Annotated in this window: 17 protein-coding genes and 3 pseudogenes; 6 read left to right on the forward strand and 14 right to left on the reverse strand. The window is 68.0% G+C overall.

Annotated elements, in window-relative coordinates:
- Window positions 1-35 precede the first annotated feature (35 nt).
- Window positions 36-158, reverse strand: a complete 123-nt coding sequence (locus ACQPYK_RS20800) for a hypothetical protein (RefSeq protein ID WP_433257543.1) — start codon at window positions 156-158, stop codon at window positions 36-38.
- Window positions 148-867 carry a DUF4158 domain-containing protein gene (locus ACQPYK_RS20805; protein WP_433257545.1) on the reverse strand — a complete coding sequence of 240 codons (720 nt, stop codon included), beginning with the start codon at window positions 865-867 and terminating at the stop codon, window positions 148-150. The genes ACQPYK_RS20800 and ACQPYK_RS20805 overlap by 11 nt, the downstream gene beginning before the upstream one ends.
- Before the next feature lie 360 nt (window positions 868-1,227).
- Here ACQPYK_RS20805 and ACQPYK_RS20810 point away from each other — a divergent pair, with 360 nt between their 5' ends.
- Window positions 1,228-2,424, forward strand: a complete 1,197-nt coding sequence (locus ACQPYK_RS20810) for a hypothetical protein (protein ID WP_433257546.1) — start codon at window positions 1,228-1,230, stop codon at window positions 2,422-2,424.
- Between the two features lie 353 nt (window positions 2,425-2,777).
- Here the strand turns inward: ACQPYK_RS20810 and ACQPYK_RS20815 are convergent, their stop codons facing one another.
- On the reverse strand, window positions 2,778-3,866 hold the full coding sequence (locus tag ACQPYK_RS20815; protein WP_433257548.1) for a hypothetical protein: 1,089 nt from the start codon (window positions 3,864-3,866) through the stop codon (window positions 2,778-2,780).
- Between the two features lie 254 nt (window positions 3,867-4,120).
- Here ACQPYK_RS20815 and ACQPYK_RS20820 point away from each other — a divergent pair.
- The 3 genes and pseudogenes from ACQPYK_RS20820 (at window position 4,121) to ACQPYK_RS20830 (ending at window position 6,067) form a co-directional block, all read left to right on the forward strand.
- Window positions 4,121-4,946: pseudogene (locus tag ACQPYK_RS20820) on the forward strand (IS5 family transposase).
- A 68-nt stretch (window positions 4,947-5,014) separates the two neighbouring features.
- Window positions 5,015-5,608, forward strand: coding sequence for a hypothetical protein (locus tag ACQPYK_RS20825; protein WP_433257549.1), 594 nt, complete (start codon window positions 5,015-5,017; stop codon window positions 5,606-5,608).
- A gap of 261 nt (window positions 5,609-5,869) precedes the next feature.
- Complete coding sequence (locus ACQPYK_RS20830) at window positions 5,870-6,067, forward strand: hypothetical protein (protein ID WP_433257550.1); 198 nt, start codon at window positions 5,870-5,872, stop codon at window positions 6,065-6,067.
- A gap of 83 nt (window positions 6,068-6,150) precedes the next feature.
- Here the strand turns inward: ACQPYK_RS20830 and ACQPYK_RS20835 are convergent.
- The 3 genes and pseudogenes from ACQPYK_RS20835 to ACQPYK_RS20845 form a co-directional block, all read right to left on the reverse strand.
- Window positions 6,151-7,173, reverse strand: a pseudogene (locus ACQPYK_RS20835) (IS256 family transposase); the annotation flags it as partial.
- A gap of 130 nt (window positions 7,174-7,303) precedes the next feature.
- Window positions 7,304-9,112 carry a transposase gene (locus ACQPYK_RS20840; RefSeq protein WP_433257551.1) on the reverse strand — a complete coding sequence of 603 codons (1,809 nt, stop codon included), beginning with the start codon at window positions 9,110-9,112 and terminating at the stop codon, window positions 7,304-7,306.
- A gap of 61 nt (window positions 9,113-9,173) precedes the next feature.
- Window positions 9,174-9,407, reverse strand: a pseudogene (locus ACQPYK_RS20845) (transposase); the annotation flags it as partial.
- Between the two features lie 643 nt (window positions 9,408-10,050).
- Here ACQPYK_RS20845 and ACQPYK_RS20850 point away from each other — a divergent pair.
- Entirely contained in the window at window positions 10,051-10,668 is a 618-nt protein-coding gene (locus tag ACQPYK_RS20850) for a hypothetical protein (protein ID WP_433257552.1), read from the forward strand.
- Between the two features lie 51 nt (window positions 10,669-10,719).
- On the opposite strand, the gene ACQPYK_RS20855 is transcribed toward ACQPYK_RS20850, so the two are convergent.
- From ACQPYK_RS20855 to ACQPYK_RS20870, 4 genes are all read right to left on the reverse strand, one after another.
- Entirely contained in the window at window positions 10,720-11,256 is a 537-nt protein-coding gene (locus tag ACQPYK_RS20855) for a carboxymuconolactone decarboxylase family protein (protein ID WP_433257554.1), read from the reverse strand.
- A 22-nt stretch (window positions 11,257-11,278) separates the two neighbouring features.
- Complete coding sequence (gene trxA / locus ACQPYK_RS20860; RefSeq protein WP_433257556.1) at window positions 11,279-11,599, reverse strand: thioredoxin; 321 nt, start codon at window positions 11,597-11,599, stop codon at window positions 11,279-11,281.
- An 81-nt stretch (window positions 11,600-11,680) separates the two neighbouring features.
- A complete protein-coding gene (locus tag ACQPYK_RS20865; RefSeq protein WP_433257557.1) occupies window positions 11,681-11,923 on the reverse strand; it encodes an OsmC family protein in 243 nt (80 codons plus the stop codon).
- A 335-nt stretch (window positions 11,924-12,258) separates the two neighbouring features.
- The gene (locus tag ACQPYK_RS20870) at window positions 12,259-12,696 is read right to left on the reverse strand and encodes a hypothetical protein (RefSeq protein WP_433257558.1); all 438 of its coding nucleotides are present in this window, start codon (window positions 12,694-12,696) and stop codon (window positions 12,259-12,261) included.
- A gap of 322 nt (window positions 12,697-13,018) precedes the next feature.
- Here ACQPYK_RS20870 and ACQPYK_RS20875 point away from each other — a divergent pair.
- Window positions 13,019-14,163, forward strand: a protein-coding gene (locus tag ACQPYK_RS20875; protein WP_433258866.1) for an IS3 family transposase whose coding sequence is annotated in 2 segments (ribosomal slippage) — window positions 13,019-13,232 and window positions 13,232-14,163 — 1,146 coding nt in all. Because the reading frame shifts where the segments join, the coding sequence is not laid out codon by codon here.
- A gap of 543 nt (window positions 14,164-14,706) precedes the next feature.
- On the opposite strand, the gene ACQPYK_RS20880 is transcribed toward ACQPYK_RS20875, so the two are convergent.
- The 4 genes from ACQPYK_RS20880 to ACQPYK_RS20895 form a co-directional block, all read right to left on the reverse strand.
- Window positions 14,707-15,494, reverse strand: a protein-coding gene (locus tag ACQPYK_RS20880; protein WP_433258867.1) for an IS5 family transposase whose coding sequence is annotated in 2 segments (ribosomal slippage) — window positions 14,707-15,161 and window positions 15,161-15,494 — 789 coding nt in all. Because the reading frame shifts where the segments join, the coding sequence is not laid out codon by codon here.
- Window positions 15,495-15,528: 34 nt separating this feature from the next.
- Complete coding sequence (locus ACQPYK_RS20885) at window positions 15,529-15,687, reverse strand: DUF4865 family protein (RefSeq protein WP_433257560.1); 159 nt, start codon at window positions 15,685-15,687, stop codon at window positions 15,529-15,531.
- 65 nt (window positions 15,688-15,752) lie between these two features.
- Complete coding sequence (locus ACQPYK_RS20890; RefSeq protein ID WP_433257562.1) at window positions 15,753-16,322, reverse strand: TetR/AcrR family transcriptional regulator; 570 nt, start codon at window positions 16,320-16,322, stop codon at window positions 15,753-15,755.
- Between the two features lie 105 nt (window positions 16,323-16,427).
- The gene (locus tag ACQPYK_RS20895) at window positions 16,428-17,003 is read right to left on the reverse strand and encodes a CGNR zinc finger domain-containing protein (RefSeq protein ID WP_433257563.1); all 576 of its coding nucleotides are present in this window, start codon (window positions 17,001-17,003) and stop codon (window positions 16,428-16,430) included.
- Between the last annotated feature and the right edge of the window lie 128 nt (window positions 17,004-17,131).

Genomic DNA, 17,131 nt, shown 5'->3' on the forward strand with positions numbered 1-17,131 from the left:
CGGCCCCGGCCCCGGCGCGATCGCCGTCGGCGACTTCAACGAGGACCACGCAACTCGGTGAGCTGCCTCTCCAGGTCGGCTCGCTTGATGCTCTCCTCTTGTAGGGCTGCGCGGGTGGCGCGAAGCTGCGTGGCCAGGTCCTCGCGCTCAGCACGCAACCGGCCGGTCTCCTGCGTGGCGTCGTCGGCGCGTTGCGCGTGCGCGGTGCTGGTCTGGGTGAGTGCCGTGACCTCGGCCCCGTGCGCCTTGAGCAGAGTGTCCCGTTCCCGCTCGGCCGCCTGCTCGACGCGTTCGAGCTCCCGGCGGGCGTGGGAGTTCAGCAAGACGGGCGACGCCCATGGTGACCGGCCGGTTGAAGTCGTCCGGCACGGGCTCGGCAGCGGAGATGCCGGCGGCCAGCTTGCGGAGCCGTATGCGTTCCCGCAGCGCCGTTTGAGCGTTGTGCGCGGGGTTCACGCAGTACGATGCGGCCTCGTCCCGGATCGTCTCCTCGGCCAGGGCCCGGGCCCGCACGTCGTCGTAGACCACACCGGTGCGCCGCCGCACCTGCGTACGGTGCTGCTGAGCCGTGCGCTCCGAGGCGTACACCGGCAGCGTCCCCTCCGGCAGATCCACCACCCGCCGCACGAAGTCCACCACCACGTCCGGAACCTCCTCCCGCCTGGGGAAGCAGCCCATCCGCTGATACGACTTCAGCACCACCAGCAGCGCGAGCCGGTGCTCATAGGAGTCGGTGCCCTCAGCCGCCCAGGCCACCTCCTGGCTGGTCGGGGAGAAGAACAGATGCAGCTCCCGTGCGCTGATCAGCCGCTTGAACCGCGGATACGCGGTCCGCTCGGTCGAGTCATCGCTGACGTCCCACTCCACCCGATACCCGCGCCAACGTGCCCACGCGATCTATGCGCCCGCGCGACATCGTCTCCAGTCGGAGCCAAAAGGGCAAAAAGCGCATCAGGGAATGAAGCGGTATCTAATGCTCGCCGCACCGGGCCGCTCGCCGCCCCAGCGACCCCGACGGGTCATCGGCAGGCCACTGACCAGCCCCCGAAAGCCGCTTAACGATCATGTATTGCGGCTTTTGGGCTCACCTTGGCTGGACCCCATTGCCGATCGAGCTTCCCACAGAACGGCACTTCTGTGAAGCATTTCGACCATCTCTTATATGAGTTTCGCGGAACTCGAAAAACTTTAGTGTTTCGCGAAATCGGCTCTGATGGGGTGCGCGTCATGACCGCGAACTCCCCGCCGGGTCCTCCGGACGCCGCCCCGGACCCCGCCGAGATGGCCCGGCCCGACCGGGTGCCCGACGACCCGGACGCGCCACACGGCCGCTGCGCCCACCCCGGCTGCGCCGCGCGGTGGCACACGCAGGACGGACGGCCGCGGCCCCTGCAGCGCGCCGGGACCGGGCGGCCGCCCAAGTTCTGCAGCAGCGACTGCAAGGACGCCGACCGGCGCGCCCGCCAGGCGGGACGGGCCGGGCCCGGCGATACGATCGACGGGGCGGCCTGGGTCCGCCAGCTCGGCGAGCACGCCGCCGCCCGCGCCGCGCTCGTCGAGCAGGTGCTGACCGCGTTCGCCGTCGACCGCGAGCTGCTCACCCAGGTCCGCGACGACCTGCTGCGCCGCCACGCCGGGCTGGAGACCGCGACCGAGCAGGCCGTGCAGGCCGCCGAGACCGCCGACCGGCGGGCCGCCAACGCCGAGCTGGACCGGGACATCGCCCGCCAGCAAGCCGCTGAGCAGCAGCAGCGGACCGCCGAGCGCCGCGCCGACGATGCCCTGGCCGAGGCGGCCGCCGCCCGCCGCCAGGCCGCCGAGGACGTGCGCCGGGCCGAGCGGCGGGCCGACCAGGCCGAGGGACAGGCCCGCGGGGCCGAGGCCGTCCGCGAACGGGCCGAGGCCGCGCTGACCGAACTGCGCGACCTGGCACAGGCCGAACGGGAGCAGGCCGCCCGGGCCGCCGCCGCCCAGCAGGCCCGGATCACCGAGCTGGAGCATACGGTGACCGCCAAGGACACCGAGGTGCACGCCGGTCGTGAGCAGGCCGCCGAGCTGCGCCGGCGGCTGGAGGAGCAGGCCGGGCAGCTGCAACGGCTCCAGAGCGACCTGGATCAAGCTCGTGCCGAGACGCGGACCGTACGCGACCAGCTCGGCGGCGAACTGGCCCAGGCCCGGCACCAGGCCGAGACGGAGATCACCGAGCTGCGAACCCAGCTGACCGAGGTTCACGCGCAGGCCGCCCAGGCCACCACCGCCGCCAAACAGGTATCGCGCGCCGAGACCAAGCTGGAGCTGGCCCGCGATGAGCTGGCCACGCTGCGGCGGGAGCGAGACGAGGCCATCGCCGAACGCGAGCAGCAGCGGGCCCGGGCCGAGCAGGCGGCCGAGGAACGGACCTCACAAACGCGCCGCGCCGAGTAGTGAGGGGCTCGCGGAGCTGTTGAAAGGAGTGGAACCCTTGGTCGGAGACCTTCGGACGTTCTCCATCTGTAGGGTGCGTTGAGCTTCGCGAGCACCAGCGCCTCCTCGACGAATGGACAGCGCGCACCCGCGCTGCCGCGGCCGCCAACCAGCGGGCCGACAGCGAGCCGTATCCGAAGGCGTGGCGCGACGCCGCGCACGCCGCCGAGCGGATCGCGGACCGGCGCGAGAACATGCGTGTGCGCGGCGTGCCGTTACCCGTCCTCCCACCGGAACTCATCCACCTCGACTACCGCCCAGGACACCCACCCGGCGCATGACGGCGGGCTTGGCGCGGCTGCTGCTGCGAGGCCCTACTGCGGGGGGATCACCACGACAGGCAGGAATGCCATCTTGATGTACCGCTCCCGGTCGGTTGGGGAGCGCATGAGGTAGTCCTGGCGCAGATCCGGTTCCGCACTGGGGGCGGCTATCTGGAAGGCGGCATGCGCGCGGATCGCGGCGTCGGCCTTCTTGATGATCTCGGTGGGGTTGCCCTCCTGGATGAACAGGAGGAGCGCGGCCTTGGTGTCGCGCCAGGCGGCGTAGCTCAGAAGCTGGTCGATGGCGTCGTTGAACTTCCTCTGGCCGCCCCACATCTTGCACTCGCCGATGAAGACGTTGCGGTCCTGCCAGTTCAGAAGGATGTCCGTCTTGCCGTTGTAGTCGAAGACCTCGCCGCGGACGGCCCCCTCGTAGTTCGCGTTGAGAACGATGAGGAGGAGATCCCGGATGCCTTCCTCACCGAGCTTCAGGGCGGCCTTAGGCAGACGCTCGAGGGATCGACTCATGCCGCTGATGGTGCGGACCACGTCTTCGTACACGTCTTCGGCCATCCGCGGATCGTCGCGACCCGGGGAAGGGGAAGCCGGTTGTACGCGCAGCGTCTTCCGCCTGATGGGGATGGGGATCTGCTGGCTTTCGGGGGCGGGCGCCAACGGGATGTCGAGCACCGCGGACAGTTCCTCGGCGTGGTCGAGTAGGTCCTTGCGCGCCTGGACTGCTCTAGTCACGTCGATACGGAGGTGGTGTTCCCACGCTTGGACGTCGTTCGCTGCCCATTGGAGCCGGTCTGTCAGCTCCCGCTCCATGGCCGCGATCCGCTGGCTCACGTACTCGGGGGTGATCTTGGGGGCCTGGATGTAGAACAGCAGGTGCTGTTTGTCTTCGACGATGCTGGCCCGCGGGGGAGCATTCAACCGGCTGGTCGTGGCCTGGTATCGGAGCAGGGCGGGGTCGCCGGTGTAGGGCACAATCACGGAGAACTCCTGGCCGGACACCCGCTGGGAGGAGTACCCGGTCCGTGGTCGGATGGTGGTTTCGCTGATCGGGGTCCGACTCTTCGCGGTGAAGTCCACGCGGGCGGGCTCGACGGAGTATTCACTGATCAGACGCTCTACCACGGCGGTTGGGGAGAACCTAATCTCCTCGGCGGGGACCTGTCCTGCAGCTTTCACCGCGGCTGCTGATCGGGACTGCAGGTAGTCGTTGAGAGACCCGTCGCTGAAGAGCTCACCATCCATCACTGGGCAAGTCTGCCCCCAGAAGTACCACTCTGTGGGGCTGGAGGCGTTAACCCGGAAATCGTCTACCTTCCCTTGGGCGGCCTAGGGCGTGTCTTCAAAGTGGGTGGGAGTCGTGCAACATGTAAGTCGTGGTGCGACGTTATGAGCTGACCGATGCTGAGTGGCAGGCGTTAGAGCCGTTGCTGCCGAAGTCGGGGATGGGCCGGCCCCGGGCCGATGACCGGCGGGTGCTCAATGGGATCGTGTGGAAGTTCCGGGCCGGGGTGGCCTGGCGGGATGTGCCCGAGCGCTATGGCTCCTGGAGGTCGCTGCACACCCGGTTTCGCCGCTGGGCCCTGGACGGCACCTTCACGGCGATGCTGCAGGCGGTCCAGGCCAGAGCCGATGCCGCCGGCGACGTCGACTGGCTGGTATGCGTGGACTCCACCATCGTGCGCGCCCATCAGCACGCCGCCGGGGCGCGAAAAGGGGGCGCGCGACGGCGCTTGGACGTTCCCGGGGCGGACTGACCTCCAAGATCCACCTGGTCTGCGACGGGCGGGGCCGCCCGCTCGCGCTGCTGGTGACGGGCGGCAACGTCAACGACTGCACCCGTCTGGCGCAGCTGGTGCAGGCCATCCGGGTGCCGCGGATCGGCATGGGGCGGCCCCGCGTGCGGCCCGATCACCTCATCGGCGACAAGGGCTACAGCTCGCGGGCGATCCGCGCCTGGCTGCGGCGGCGCGGCATCGCCCACACCATTCCCGAGCGCGCCGACCAGGTCGGCAACCGGGCCCGGCGCGGTTCGCGGGGCGGACGCCCACCGGTCTCGATAAGCAGTTGTACAAGCGCCGCAATGTCGTGGAGCGCTGCTTCAACCGGCTCAAGCAATGGCGTGGCATCGCCACCCGCTATGACAAGACCGCCGAGTCCTACCAGGCCGCGGTCACCCTCGCCTCGCTACTGATGTGGCTATGACACTTTGAAGACACGCCCTAGCAGGCGCACGTCGCAGCTGGCGGCGGCCCTGATCGAGAATCACCCCCATGGAGGTTCCTGAACTGCTTCGCCGCGCAGCTGACCTTGTCCCCGCGGACGTGCGAAGTGACGCCGGTTTGTCGGCAGAGGACGTTCGCGACTACCTCGGCCACGACGAATGGGAGATCGCGCTGGGCGTTCTCCAGGACTTGGGCGGCATCCAGTGGCAACCGATCGCGTACTGGAACCTCCTGGCCGATGCCGCTCAGCGGATGTGGCTCAGCCGCGACGCTGCCTGGTGTCGCTGGCGCGGAGCCGAGACGCGCAACGGCATCATCAGAGCCGATCTGCGGCTCGCCACCCGGGAGGCCAGGGGGCGTCGGCTCCCGGTCCCCGGTGCCGGACAGCTGCGACCCCTGTGGGCCATCGGGTGCCCCGATCTGCCCGACGGTCTCGCTGACCTGCACGTCGGCCGCATCTGGGTCGAGTCCGCGCCCGAGATCCCGCCGGGTGGGCAGGGCCCGATCAGGCTCCTTCCGCTCACCCCGGCCAATTGGCGGCACCTCAGGCCCGGCGATGTGATCACCATGCATGAACAGCAGCCGGCTGCGGGGACCGCGACCCTCACAGAAATCCAGCTCCCGAGGTCCTGCGCAATGTGACCGTCCGGGTGAACCGCCCGGCCGCCGGTGCGCTCGTCCGCACGTTGTCCTACGGATTGACCCAGTGCGGAGAGGATCGAGCGGGCGGGTGGCAAGGTCTCCTCCGGCGTGTCGGTGAAGACCTCGTTGCTGGTGGCGGGGGAGATGTCAGCTCCAAGCGGGCTGTCCTCGCCGAGGCCGAGAAGGCCCGCATTCTGCTGGCCGCCGTTCCGGCGAAGAAGAGCCGTTCTGGGCTCTAGCCTGGGGCCTCCGGCCGCAGCGGTGTACTCGCGTACCGCGAAGGTCTACGAAACACTCGGCGACCGCCGGGCCGCCACCGAGCACTATGCCTACGCAACCGCGTCCCGCTCTGCTGGGACCTACGCCCGGATCGTCGCCCTCGACCTGGTGGCCGGTGCCGAGACGCACCTCAAACGCGACAGCGAGCGGCCCCGGCCATGGGGTCGGAGGGCCGGGTGAAGTCAGGCCGAGCGGCGACTGCGTCGGTCACGTCCAGCGGAGTGGTGTATGAGTTGATCTCCGCGTGATCCTGTTTCTGCAGGTTAAGCGGTAAGTGTCTGCGGGATGGGGTTGTGCTGCGGTGTGTCGCCGACGAGGACGCGCATCCGGCACTTGGCCAGGATGTCCAGGCCCATGTAGCGGCGGGCCTCGGTCCATTCGTCGGTCTGCTCGGCCAAGATCGCACCGACGAGCCGGATGATCGCGGGCCGGTCGGGGAAGATCCCCACCACGTCGGTGCGGCGGCGGGTCTCCTTGTTCAACCGCTCCTGCGGATTGTTGGACCAGATCTGCTTCCAGACCTCGCGCGGGAAGGCGGCGAAGGCCAGGACTTCCTCGCGGGCGGCGTCCAGGTGCTCGCACGCGGCCGGATACCTGGCCTCCAAGGCCTCGATGACCCAGGCATGCTGGGTGCGGACGGCCTCACTGGTGGGCTGGTCGAAGATGGTGCGCACCAAGGTGGCCACCCACGGCTGGGCCGATTTGGGCACGGTCGTGAGCAGGTTGCGCAGGTAGTGGGTGCGGCAGCGCTGCCAGGACGCACCCGGCAAGGTCGCGCCGATCGCCTCGACCAGCCCGGCGTGAGCGTCGGAGACGACCAGCTGCACCCCGGACAGGCCACGGGCCACCAGAGCGCGCAGGAAGGCCAGCCAGCCCGCGCCGTCCTCGGCCGCAGACACTTCCACCCCGAGGATCTCCCGATTACCGTTGGCGTTGACCGCGGTGGCCACCAGGACGTGCACATTGACGATCCGGCCGCCCTCACGCACCTTCTGGGTCAAGGCGTCCAGCCACACGAAGGCGTACGGCCCGGCGTCCAACGCTCGGGTGCGGAAGGCCTCCACCTGCTCGTCCAGCACCTTGGCCATCTGGCTGACCTGGCTCTTGGAGACGTTCTTGACGCCGAGCTGTTCGACGAGCTTGTCCACCCTCCTCGTCGAGACCCCGAGCAGGTAGCTGGTGGCCACCACGCTGATCAGCGCCTGCTCGGCCCGCCGTCGACGTTCCAGCAGCCAGTCGGGAAAGTACGACCCCGAGCGCAGTTTCGGGATGGCGAGCTCGACGGTGTGGCTGTTGCGCTATTGCAGGCGGCTTGATTCAGAGGTGCTCGGCCGAGTGGATCGACATATGGCGGGCCCGCCGGTTGTAGTTGCGTAACGGCGCAGGTCGGCTGGTGAGCTTGCGGACCGCTGCGGTTCAGGCGGTGAGAGCGGTCGAGCGTCGGGCCGGAGCCAGGCGGCAGAACTTGCCGATATTGAGGACCAGCGCGGCGAAGGTGAGCTCGGCTTGGCAGGCTGCCAGGCCCCGCCGGGCGAATCGCCGCAGGGCGGTGCGGTCCTTGAGATGACCGTTGACGGGTTCGACGGTGGCGCTGCGCCGTTTGTAGAGGGCGGCGCCTTCTTCGGTGGCCAAGCGGTAGATCATGAGGGTGGCCGGATCGGCGTTCTGGGGCGGCGGGTCGTGGTCCTGGCCGGGCTGAGGCCGGACCGCGTTCTTGCCGGGCGCGATGAGCCGGTCGGGACCAGGGGCGGTGAGGTTGCCTTGGCTCCAGTAGCCGGCATCGAACAGCAGGGCGCCGATCCAGTCGGCCAGGCAGGGACAGTCGGTGTCGTCGCAGTCGCGAGGGCGGTTGCCGGCCTCGCACGCGGCCCAGGCGAGGCAACATCGGCCCAGGCTGGGGCACTGGCCCAGGCATCGTGCTTGGTGAACCAGCAGCGCCGCAGCGAGGGCTGCTTGGCTCATCGGCTGCAGTTGCCGCCGGTCGTTGATGTCTTGAACGAGTTGGGCGCTGAGGATCAAGCCGTCGTCGCTCACGGCGAGCTGGGCGTTGTAGCCCTGAATGGCGCCTCCGTTGCTGTCGTGCATCAGGCGGCTGTCGGGGTCGGTGACGTTGCGCCGGACGGCCGGGCGATCGTCCTTGCTGGTGATGCCACGGGGCCCGTGCCTGCCACCGCCCGGCACCGGCAACAGATCGTCCTGCTCATGCTCGGCAGGCGGGCTGGCCTTGCGCGCCCGGGCGACGACCAGTTCCCGTTCTGCTCGGGCGACCCACCGCTTGGCACGGGCCACCTGCTGGCCGCGATTCTCATCGAAGCTGAACGGCCCGAGATTCGGCTTGGGTCCCTGACCTGCTTCGAACCTCCGGATCCGCTCGCGCATCACTGCGATCTGCGCCCGTTTGGCCTCAACCTCCTTGGCCAGCCGGTCCTGGGCTGCCTGCAGCCTCGCTTCGGCGATCGCCACGGGATCGGCTCCCACCGGACGAGACCCCACGTCATTGCGGCCGGCCCGGGTTGCCTCCAGGGACGCGCGTTTCCTGGCCGCCGTGGCCTCTGCGTCCAAGCCCCGCGCAGCCTCTTCTGCGATCACCTCGGCCAGTGCCCGTTTGATCCGCTCCTCCCGATCACGCCGTCCCTGCAACTGCCGTGGTGTCTCCTCAGCGTGCTCGCCCGGCCCGAACGCGGTGTCCTCGGCCGCATCCTGCTCCGCGGCTCGGGTGAGGATCTCATCCACTTGCTGCTGCAGCCATTGCCGCTGGCAGGTGGCTTTCTTCGCCGCGTTAGCGGCGATCTTCGTGCCGTCCACGGCGATGGCGCCCAGCCGCCCCAGCCCGGCCTTCGCGCAGATCAGCAGCACCTGGGTGAACAGCTCCCGCACGAAGTCCTGGTGCCGCTGACGGAACCGCGCGATCACTGTGTGATCGGGCACCTGCAGCCCACAGATCACCCGCATCGCGACATCCGTCCGGCAGAGCCGCTCGATCTGCCGTGACGACCGCACACCCGCCGAATACGCGTAGATCAACAGCGACAGCAGCATCCGAGGATCGTATGCGCGGCGGCCGGGACCGCCCTGGGCATAGCGCGCCTCCAGCCTCGCGATGTCCAGATGCTCGACTACCTCAAGCAGCACCCACACCACATGATCGTCGGGCAGCCACTCGCGCATATCCACCGGCAGCAGGAACTGCTGATCTCGATCAACCCGTCGGAAACCCCTCGCCACCCGCTCATCCAACGATCACTCAGTCCGGTGAATCCGCCGCTTCAGAAGATCGTGCTCAAAAAGCAACAGCCACGGTGCCGGCACGGGTGTCCCACTCGCGGGTGCGGTAGCCGTTGCGCCGGTTGGTCCGCTCGTCACTTCGCCTCCCGTATCCGGCCCCGCACAGGCCATCGGCCTCGGCCGACACAGGCGTCTCGGCCATGGTCTTCACCATGGATCGCAACAGATCCGGATCCCCGTGCTCGATCTGCTCGGCCAGCCAGGCGCTGGGGTCCACACTGTCGGGTACGGCCATCGCTTGCTTCTCCTTCGATCTTGATGTCGCAATCACGAAGGATCACGCGATGGCCGTCTTCAATTCACGATGCCACGCCTGTCATCAGCGAAAACTCGTACACCACGTCCGTGGACGCAACCCCGTGACACGCTGGCGGCAGGCCGAGGGGCGGTTACAGCTCATCGATTACAACCGGACCGATCACCTGGGAACCGGGGGCCGGAGTACGGCGGAACAGAAACGTACGCCAAGCGTGATCGTCAAGCGTTAAACGGGTGGCTGACGCGTGGGCACGGCGTGTGCGCTAGGACAGGAACGCGCCAAGGGGGGCAGCCCACATAGGGGGACAGACCAAGTAAGCCGGAAAGGGCTAATAGAGCGGGTCAGAGCCCGTGCTGGAGCCTGAGACGTGATCGGTTGTGCTGCTCGATTGGTGGCAGGAGCTCCTGAGCGGTGTCCTGTGAGGTGGGTTCCGGCGTCGGTTCGGCTTCCGGGGAGGATTGGACCGGATTTTGGCGCTACGGCTAACTGACCTTGATAGGCCAACTGGACCCGCGCGACAAAGGCCGAACAGAGGGCTTGCATCCAGTACCCAGGTACAGGTTTACCGTCGAGGCATGACCCAAGACATCATCCTTGACCAGGGATGGGTGCCCTCAGCGTGCATCCTGCCCACCGCCGAGCAGCCGCTGCGCGTGGCCGAGTTCGACGCCTGTTCGCCGAGGCGGTCCAGGCGGTGCAGCGCCCCGAGCGGACGCGGCTGCGCTTGGAGCTCGTCTTCAGCCCTGGCAATGCCGGCCTCCAGGTTCCCGCCGGGATCCTGACCGACGGCGACTACCAGCTACGGGCACGGGCCGAAGACGACACCGCCGTCTCCGGCTGGCTGCCCTGGTGCTCCTTCCGCGTCGACACCTCCACCTCCGTACCGACTCCCGGCGTCCCCGACGCGCTGCGCATCTCCACCGGCCCCTACGCCGGTTTCCAGCAGTGCGCCGACGGCCCGGTCATGGCCACCGGTGACAGCGTGACCTTCGCCGCCAACCCCACCCCCTACGGCAGCCCCCACCCCGACCAGAGCGCCACCTTCGAGATCGGCCACCCCGGCGAGGACCCGCTGATCCGGCGCACCGAACCGGTCTGGCCCAGCGGCTACGTCTTCGGCATCGGCGTCGGGCCCGGCACGCTCTCCCCCGGCTCCTACCAGTTCCGCGTCCAGGCGATCGACGGCACGCTCACCTCGGACTGGTCGCTGTGGTGTGCCTTCACCGTGACGTCTTGATGGTGCCGGTACGGCTCGCGCCGCGGCTGTGGGCGAGCCGTACCGGAGCTTTCAGTGACGGACGACCGGCCAGTCGATGTCGGTGTCGGCGGTCTTGTTGAGGTAGTTGGTGAAGACGTTCAGCGCCACATGGGCGACGACCTCGGCGATCTCACCATCGGTCAGTCCGTTCTCGCGGGCGGCCTTCAGGTCGGCGTCGGTCACCTCGCCCCGGCCGCGGACCAGGGTGACGGCCAGGGTGAGCGCGGCCTGCGCCTTGACCTCGGAGGCGGTGCCGCGGCGGGCGGCCTCGGCCTCCTGCTCGGTCAGCCCGGCCAGGTTGGTGCCGATGTAAGTGTGGGCCGACAGACAGTAGTCGCAGCCGTTCTCCTGCGCGACCACCAGCGCGATCCGCTCACGGGTGGAGGCGGGCAGGCTGCCGCTGTTGAGCGCGCCGGAGAAGTCCAGGTAGGCCTTGAGCACGGCGGGGCTGTTGGCCATCGCCTTGGTCATGTTCGGCGTGACGCCAAGCGCCTTCTGCACACCGGCGAGCAGGTCGGCCGCCTTGCCGGTGGCCTGGTCGGGTTGAACGAGGGGAAGACGAGACATGATGATCAAACCTTTCGTCAATTTAGAGGTGGTCGGCCAGTTCGGCCACGAGGACCCGCTTGGGTGTGGCGCCCACCAGGGTGTGGACGACGCGGCCCGCGCGGAAGAGCTTGAGGGTGGGGAAAGCGCGCACGCCGTACTGCTCGGCCAGCTCGGGATAGGCGTCGACGTCCACCTTGGCGACGACCAGGTCGTCGGCCCGCTCGTCGGCGAGCTGCTCCAGGACCGGGGCGAGCATGTGGCAGGGGTGGCACCAGTCGGCCCAGAAGTCCACGAGCACCGGCTTGTCGCTGGTCAGGACGCTCTGGGCGAAGGTGTCGGTGGTAACGGTCTTCGTTGCCATCTCACACTCACATTTCTAACGTTTGTATCGGCTCTTAACCGTTAGAAGATGGCGGTGGATTCCCGATGCGGCCAAGAATTTTCACGATCTTTCGATGAGCACCTGCGAGCGCAGCGTCCGATGGACGGAACACTTGTCGGCGATCTCCATAAGACGGCGCCGCTGCTGCTCATCCAGCGGCTCGTCCAGCTCGATCACCACCTCGATGCGGTCCAAGAGCCCGTGGCCGCTCTCGCAGTCGGCGCAGTCGCGGGCGTGCACCCGCGAGTGGCGCAGGCTGACCGACACCCCCTCCAGAGCCCAGCCCTTGCGCTCGGCGTACATCGGGGTTGAGGAACCTGGGGACAGCCGTTGGCGCTGAGAACGATCATGGGGCCTCGGCACTGATGGGCCGGCCCGACAGTGCGTCAGCCCTGCCTGACCTCTAAAACCGCATCACCGCAGGTCGCCGCCCCGGCGCCGGTTCCCGCACCATTCCGGTCCCGCGCACCGTACGACGGCCCACCGCCAAAACCCCGGCCTACCGAGGGCGTAAACCCTGCCGACAACTCGCGGCGAGGCTGCACGACGCAAAGGGGCCGGGACCTCGACCGAGCAGGAACAACACCACAAGATCGTTCTCAGCGCCAACGGCTGTCCCCAGGTTCCTCAACCCCGTTCTAGGAGGGCAGCCAGGAGGGCCACCAGGGCAGGACACAGTTGCCTGGCGTGCCTTGGGTGGCCAGGTCGTGCAGGGTCAGGGCTACCGGCCCGGCGGCCGAGACGGCGAGGGTGAGCGCCAGTAGGAGGAGTTCCAGCCACATGCGGCCGGCCAGGCGTGGCAGTCGGGCGAGTAGCTGGAAGGCCAGCGAGATGAGTGCTGACACCACCGAGACGATCGGAAAGAGAACGAGGCGGCTCACTACCCGGATGGATCCAGCGAAGTTCTCTCCGGCGCTCAGGTCACCAGCGCAGTAGAGGTGCGCACGAGCCACCAGGTGAATCTCGAAGAAGGTTCCGGCGGTCGCGAACGCCAGGGCGATGATCACGGGGAATCCGCAGCCGAAGGCCCAGCGAATGTCGCCGGCTTCCGTCGAGTGCCTTCCTTGCTTGATCACGGCGCTATCAAAGCAGGCCGGTATGTTCCTGATGCGTAGTTGATGTGGAGATCTGGTGCAAGGCGGCTAACGGCTGCTCCGCTGTTCCTCAACCCCGACTATGGACGGTCAGTCGCCGCTCCATGAAGATGCGAACTATGGTGCGTAATCCTGACGCGGTGGAGCATCGTTGCGCAGAGTGGGTTGCGTCCACGGAGATGGGCACAGATGAGACCCCTGGAGTTGACCCGGTTTGGTGGACACCTGATTTCTGAGGAACCCTGGTTCCCGGAAGAAGGAGTCCACTGTGCCGAACAACTATCCGCCGGAGTTTCGCCGGCAGATGGTGGAGCTGGTGCGCGCGGGACGGTCGCCGGAGGAGCTCGCCAAGGAATTCGAGCCCTCCGCGCAGTCGATCCGTGTCTGGGTGCGCCAGGCCGACCTGGATGACGGCCGCCGCCAAGACGGGCTGACCAGCGCCGAAAAAGACGAGCTGGCCCGGCTGCGTCGTGAGGTCAAGCTGCTGCGCGAGGAGAAGGAGATCTTGCGTAAGGCCGCGGTTTTCTTCGCGCGGGAGACGGATCGGCCGAGATGAGATTCCGGCTGATTCATGCGGAGAAAGACCACCACGGCGTCTCCCTGCTGGCCCGGGTGCTGGGTGTGTCGCGCCAGGGCTACTACGCCTGGGCCGGGCGCGGCCCGTCGGCTCGCGCCCGTCGCGATGCGGAGCTGACCGAGAAGATCCACGCTCACTATCAGGCCTCCGATGAGATTTACGGAGCGCCGCGCATCCACGCCGACCTGCGCCAGATCGACGGGGACAACGTGGGCCGCAAGCGGGTGGCCCGGCTGATGCGCGCGGCCGGGCTGGCCGGAGTGTCTCGGCGTCGGGGCTGTCGCACGACGATTACGGATAGGAAGGCGGCTGCCGCCTCAGACCTGGTGAGGCGGACGTTCGAAGCCGACGAGCCGAACCGGATCTGGACCGCCGATATCACGTATGTGCCGACGTGGCAGGGCTTCCTTTACCTCGCGGTCGTCTTGGATGTCTTCTCCCGCAGGATCGTTGGTTGGGCGATGGCCGAGCACATGCGCACCGAACTGGTCACCGATGCCCTGGCGATGGCGGTTGGTCAGCGCTGCCCTGACGCCGGGGTGATCCATCACAGCGACAAGGGCGGTCAATATACGTCGATTGCGTTCGGCCAGCGGTGTGCGCAGGCCGGCGTGCGCCCCTCCACCGGCCGCACCGGCACGTGCTTTGATAACGCGATCACCGAGAGCTTCTTCGCCTCGCTGGAGTGCGAGCTGATCGACCGGCGTGCTTTCCACACCAGGTCAGAGGCCGGGCGCGCGGTGTTCGCCTACATCGAGGGCTTCTACAATCCACGCCGCCGTCACTCCGCTAACGGCCAGCTCAGCCCGGCCGAATATGAGCGACGCCAAGCCCTCAAGCCCATTCAAGAAGACGACTATGCTGCCGCGTAGCCGAAAGCCCTGATGTGTCTACCGAACCGGGGCAACTCCACCCCCCTCAATTTCGCCTTCCTCGTCGTCACCGTCGAACACCTCGATCCCAAGGCGGGCCAACGCCTCGTACGGGGTAAGGCCGCGGACGTGCGTTGCACAGAATGCATCGTCATCAAGCCAGCTGTAGACGCTCACGAGAATCCTGCTCTCTCCGTGGTTAGATCAGAGAAATCCTGACATGCGGGCGCGACGGAAATCGTGTGCGGCCTCGAGAGGTGACATCGGCGCACCCCGGTGCTAGCCCGCAGACTTGCCACCGGTTGCGAGCAGGGTGTGCTGGCCTGCGATGTCCGCAGTCCAGGGCAGCTACGGAGCCTTACGCGGTGTCGGTGTCGGTGTGGGTGCCGGCGTCACGCAGAATGAGCCTTTAGGCTCACATGCCGGGCGTCGTAAGCACAGTCGATCTAGACTCAAGCTGGGCGAGGCCGCCAGTAGCCGGCTCAGCGGTACTCCATTTCCTGCTCTGACCGTCTGATGCTTCCGCATCAGGGTGAAAAAGGCTCAGCGATTGAGGCGTCGCCAGCAGATGATGGCAGAGGCCAGGGTCATGAAGGCCTCGTGGATGTCGTCGCGGATCTCCCAGCGGATGCGTAATCGGCGAAACCAGTGCAGCAGGGCGATCGTCTGCTCAACCACCCAGCGATGCACGCCCAGGCCGGAGCCATGCGCGGTCCCGCGGCGCGCAATGATCGGCTCGATCCGTTTGTCGCGAAGCTGACGGCGATAACGGTCGTGATCGTAGGCCCGGCCGGCATACAGCGTCTTGGGCCCTCGGCGAGGCTTGCCGACCTTGCCGCAGACTGGTGGAATCGCCTCCACCAGGGGCATGAGCTGCAGGATGTCGTTGCGGTTGCCGCCGCCGAGGCTGACCGCCAACGGGATGCCGTTCCCGTCGGTGATCACACGGTGCTTGGAGCCGGTCTTGCCTCGATCGACCGGGCTCGGGCCGGTTTTGGGCCGCCCTTGAGCGCCCGCACCTGCGAGCTGTCGATCACCGCCTTGGACCAGTCCAGCCGATCAGCGGCGTGCAGCTCGGCCAGTAGCAGCTCATGCAGGGCGTTCCAGACGCCGGTCTGATGCCAATCGCGCAGCCGCCGCCAGCAGGTCATGCCCGAGCCGAAGCCCAGCTCCTGGGGTAGGAACTCCCACGGGATCGCGGTGTAGAGCACGAACAGGATTCCGCACAACGCTTTGCGGTCGTCGATCCGCTTGCGTCCGGGGTAGCGGTAGCGACGTTCGACCGTCGGAAGCAACGGCTCGATCCGTTGCCAGAGCCCATCGGACACGATCCAGGGTGGCTGTTCGCCCTTCCTCACACCCGGTTCAACGACCGATCATGTCCGCGGACTCGACCGACCTCATTCCGTTAGGAGTTGTAAGCCCCAGTCCGGGGAAGGCGTCCATGGCCGAGCCTCTCGTCGCAACCCGATGACGGATGATCTTCATGTCGTAGTCGGCGGGCAACGTGATCTCGTACTGCATGGCGTACACGGGAAGGGATTTCTCCTGCGGATCGTCGGGAGGGGTGGTCGCCGGGGTCGGCGTGGTCAGGCGGTGCGGGTGCGGGCGGCGAGCAGCGCGAGCACGCCGTTGACCGCCCGGTCGAACGGTTCGGTCGAGTCGGCGGCCCTGGCCAGTACGTAGCCGCCTTGCAGCACGGCGATGATCGTGGCGGCGGTGTCGGCCGGATCGAGGTCCACGGCGAACTCGTTCCTGGACCGCCCCTCGGCGAGGACTTCCGCCAGCCGGCCCCGCAGCCAGTCGAAGGTCTCCTCCAGGGGTCGGCGCAGGCTCGGACTGGCGACGATGTCGGGGTCCTGCGTCAACCGCCCGATCGGGCAGCCGCGCAGCACCTCCCGCTCCCGCAGCAGGTAGGCCGAGATCCGCTCGATCGCGGTCCCTTCGCCGGAGAACTGGACTTCCGCCTTGGCCCGCATGTCCTCCGCGGTACGCCGTACGGCCGCCAACGCGAGGTCGGGTTTACCGGAGAAGTGGTGGTACATGCTGCCCTGACCGGCTCCGGCCCGTTGCTGGATCGCCTTGGGGCTGGTGCCGACGTAACCCCGCTCCCAGAGCAGCTCCCGGGTGCTCTCGATCAAACGTTCCTCAGCGGTCATGGCATGATTGTACATACTAATAGGTACAGAAACGAGGCCCACTGATCATGACGGCCCTTCCGGTGCGAGTGTGGTTCGAGGTGGGCCGGCCCGGGGTGGTCCGGGTCAGGGGTGGTCCGGGGCGGTGCTCCGGCGGCGCGCGCGAAGAGCGCGTACCCGGCCTCGGCTCGCGCAGGCGGGTTCCGGGCACCAGCGGCGCCTGCCGGTGGGATCGGCGAAGACCCAGTGGCAGTCGTGCTCGGCGCAGATCGTCAGTGCGTGCCGTCCGGGACCGGTGAGATGGTCGACCGCCTGCCGGGCGATGCGGGCAAGGGCCGCACCGGTGGTGGGCGGGAGCTCCCTGAGCAGGCGTTCCCCGGCGACGAGGTGCACGGGGTCGGGCTGGTCGGTGAGGAAGGCGGCCAGGTCGGCGGTGGCCTCGGGGGGAGGCGGTTGCCCCGACGCCGTCGCGAGCGCGAGTGCGCGCAGCGTCTCCCGCAGCGCTCGGGCCCGGTCCAGGTCGGCGGCCTGCGGCGGCAGGGCCGGAGCCAGTTCGGAACGGTCGAGCCACTCGCGCAGCCGTTCGGGCGTGGTGAGGCGCTCCACCGGCTGCGCGCTGAAGCTGCGCCCGCGGGTCGCGAGCAGGTTGAGCCACGTGTCGCCGCCATGAAAGCGGAAGGCGAGACGCTCGTCGTCGTTCACCCGGCGAGTGTAACGCTGCAGCCGTTACCTGCGCGTTGTCGGCGCGTTCCGGAACGGCGCCACCGACTCCGTCCGCCTCTCCGGGGACGACGCCGCCGGCCGTGTTGACGGTGTAACGCGTCAACCGT

It is taken from the genome of Streptosporangium sp. CA-135522 (genome assembly GCF_050949235.1).
Taxonomy (GTDB): Bacteria; Actinomycetota; Actinomycetes; order Streptosporangiales; family Streptosporangiaceae; genus Streptosporangium.

Bases quoted from the DNA above. Each gene is read 5' to 3' on its own strand.
- ACQPYK_RS20865 (WP_433257557.1), bottom strand. From the start codon at position 11,923: ATGTACGCCGAGCGCAAGGGCTGGGCTCTGGAGGGGGTGTCGGTCAGC.
- ACQPYK_RS20810 (WP_433257546.1), top strand. From the start codon at position 1,228: ATGACCGCGAACTCCCCGCCGGGTCCTCCGGACGCCGCCCCGGACCCC.
- ACQPYK_RS20825 (WP_433257549.1), top strand. From the start codon at position 5,015: ATGGAGGTTCCTGAACTGCTTCGCCGCGCAGCTGACCTTGTCCCCGCG.
- ACQPYK_RS20885 (WP_433257560.1), bottom strand. From the start codon at position 15,687: ATGCAGTACGAGATCACGTTGCCCGCCGACTACGACATGAAGATCATC.
- ACQPYK_RS20855 (WP_433257554.1), bottom strand. From the start codon at position 11,256: ATGTCTCGTCTTCCCCTCGTTCAACCCGACCAGGCCACCGGCAAGGCG.
- ACQPYK_RS20890 (WP_433257562.1), bottom strand. From the start codon at position 16,322: ATGACCGCTGAGGAACGTTTGATCGAGAGCACCCGGGAGCTGCTCTGG.
- trxA (WP_433257556.1), bottom strand. From the start codon at position 11,599: ATGGCAACGAAGACCGTTACCACCGACACCTTCGCCCAGAGCGTCCTG.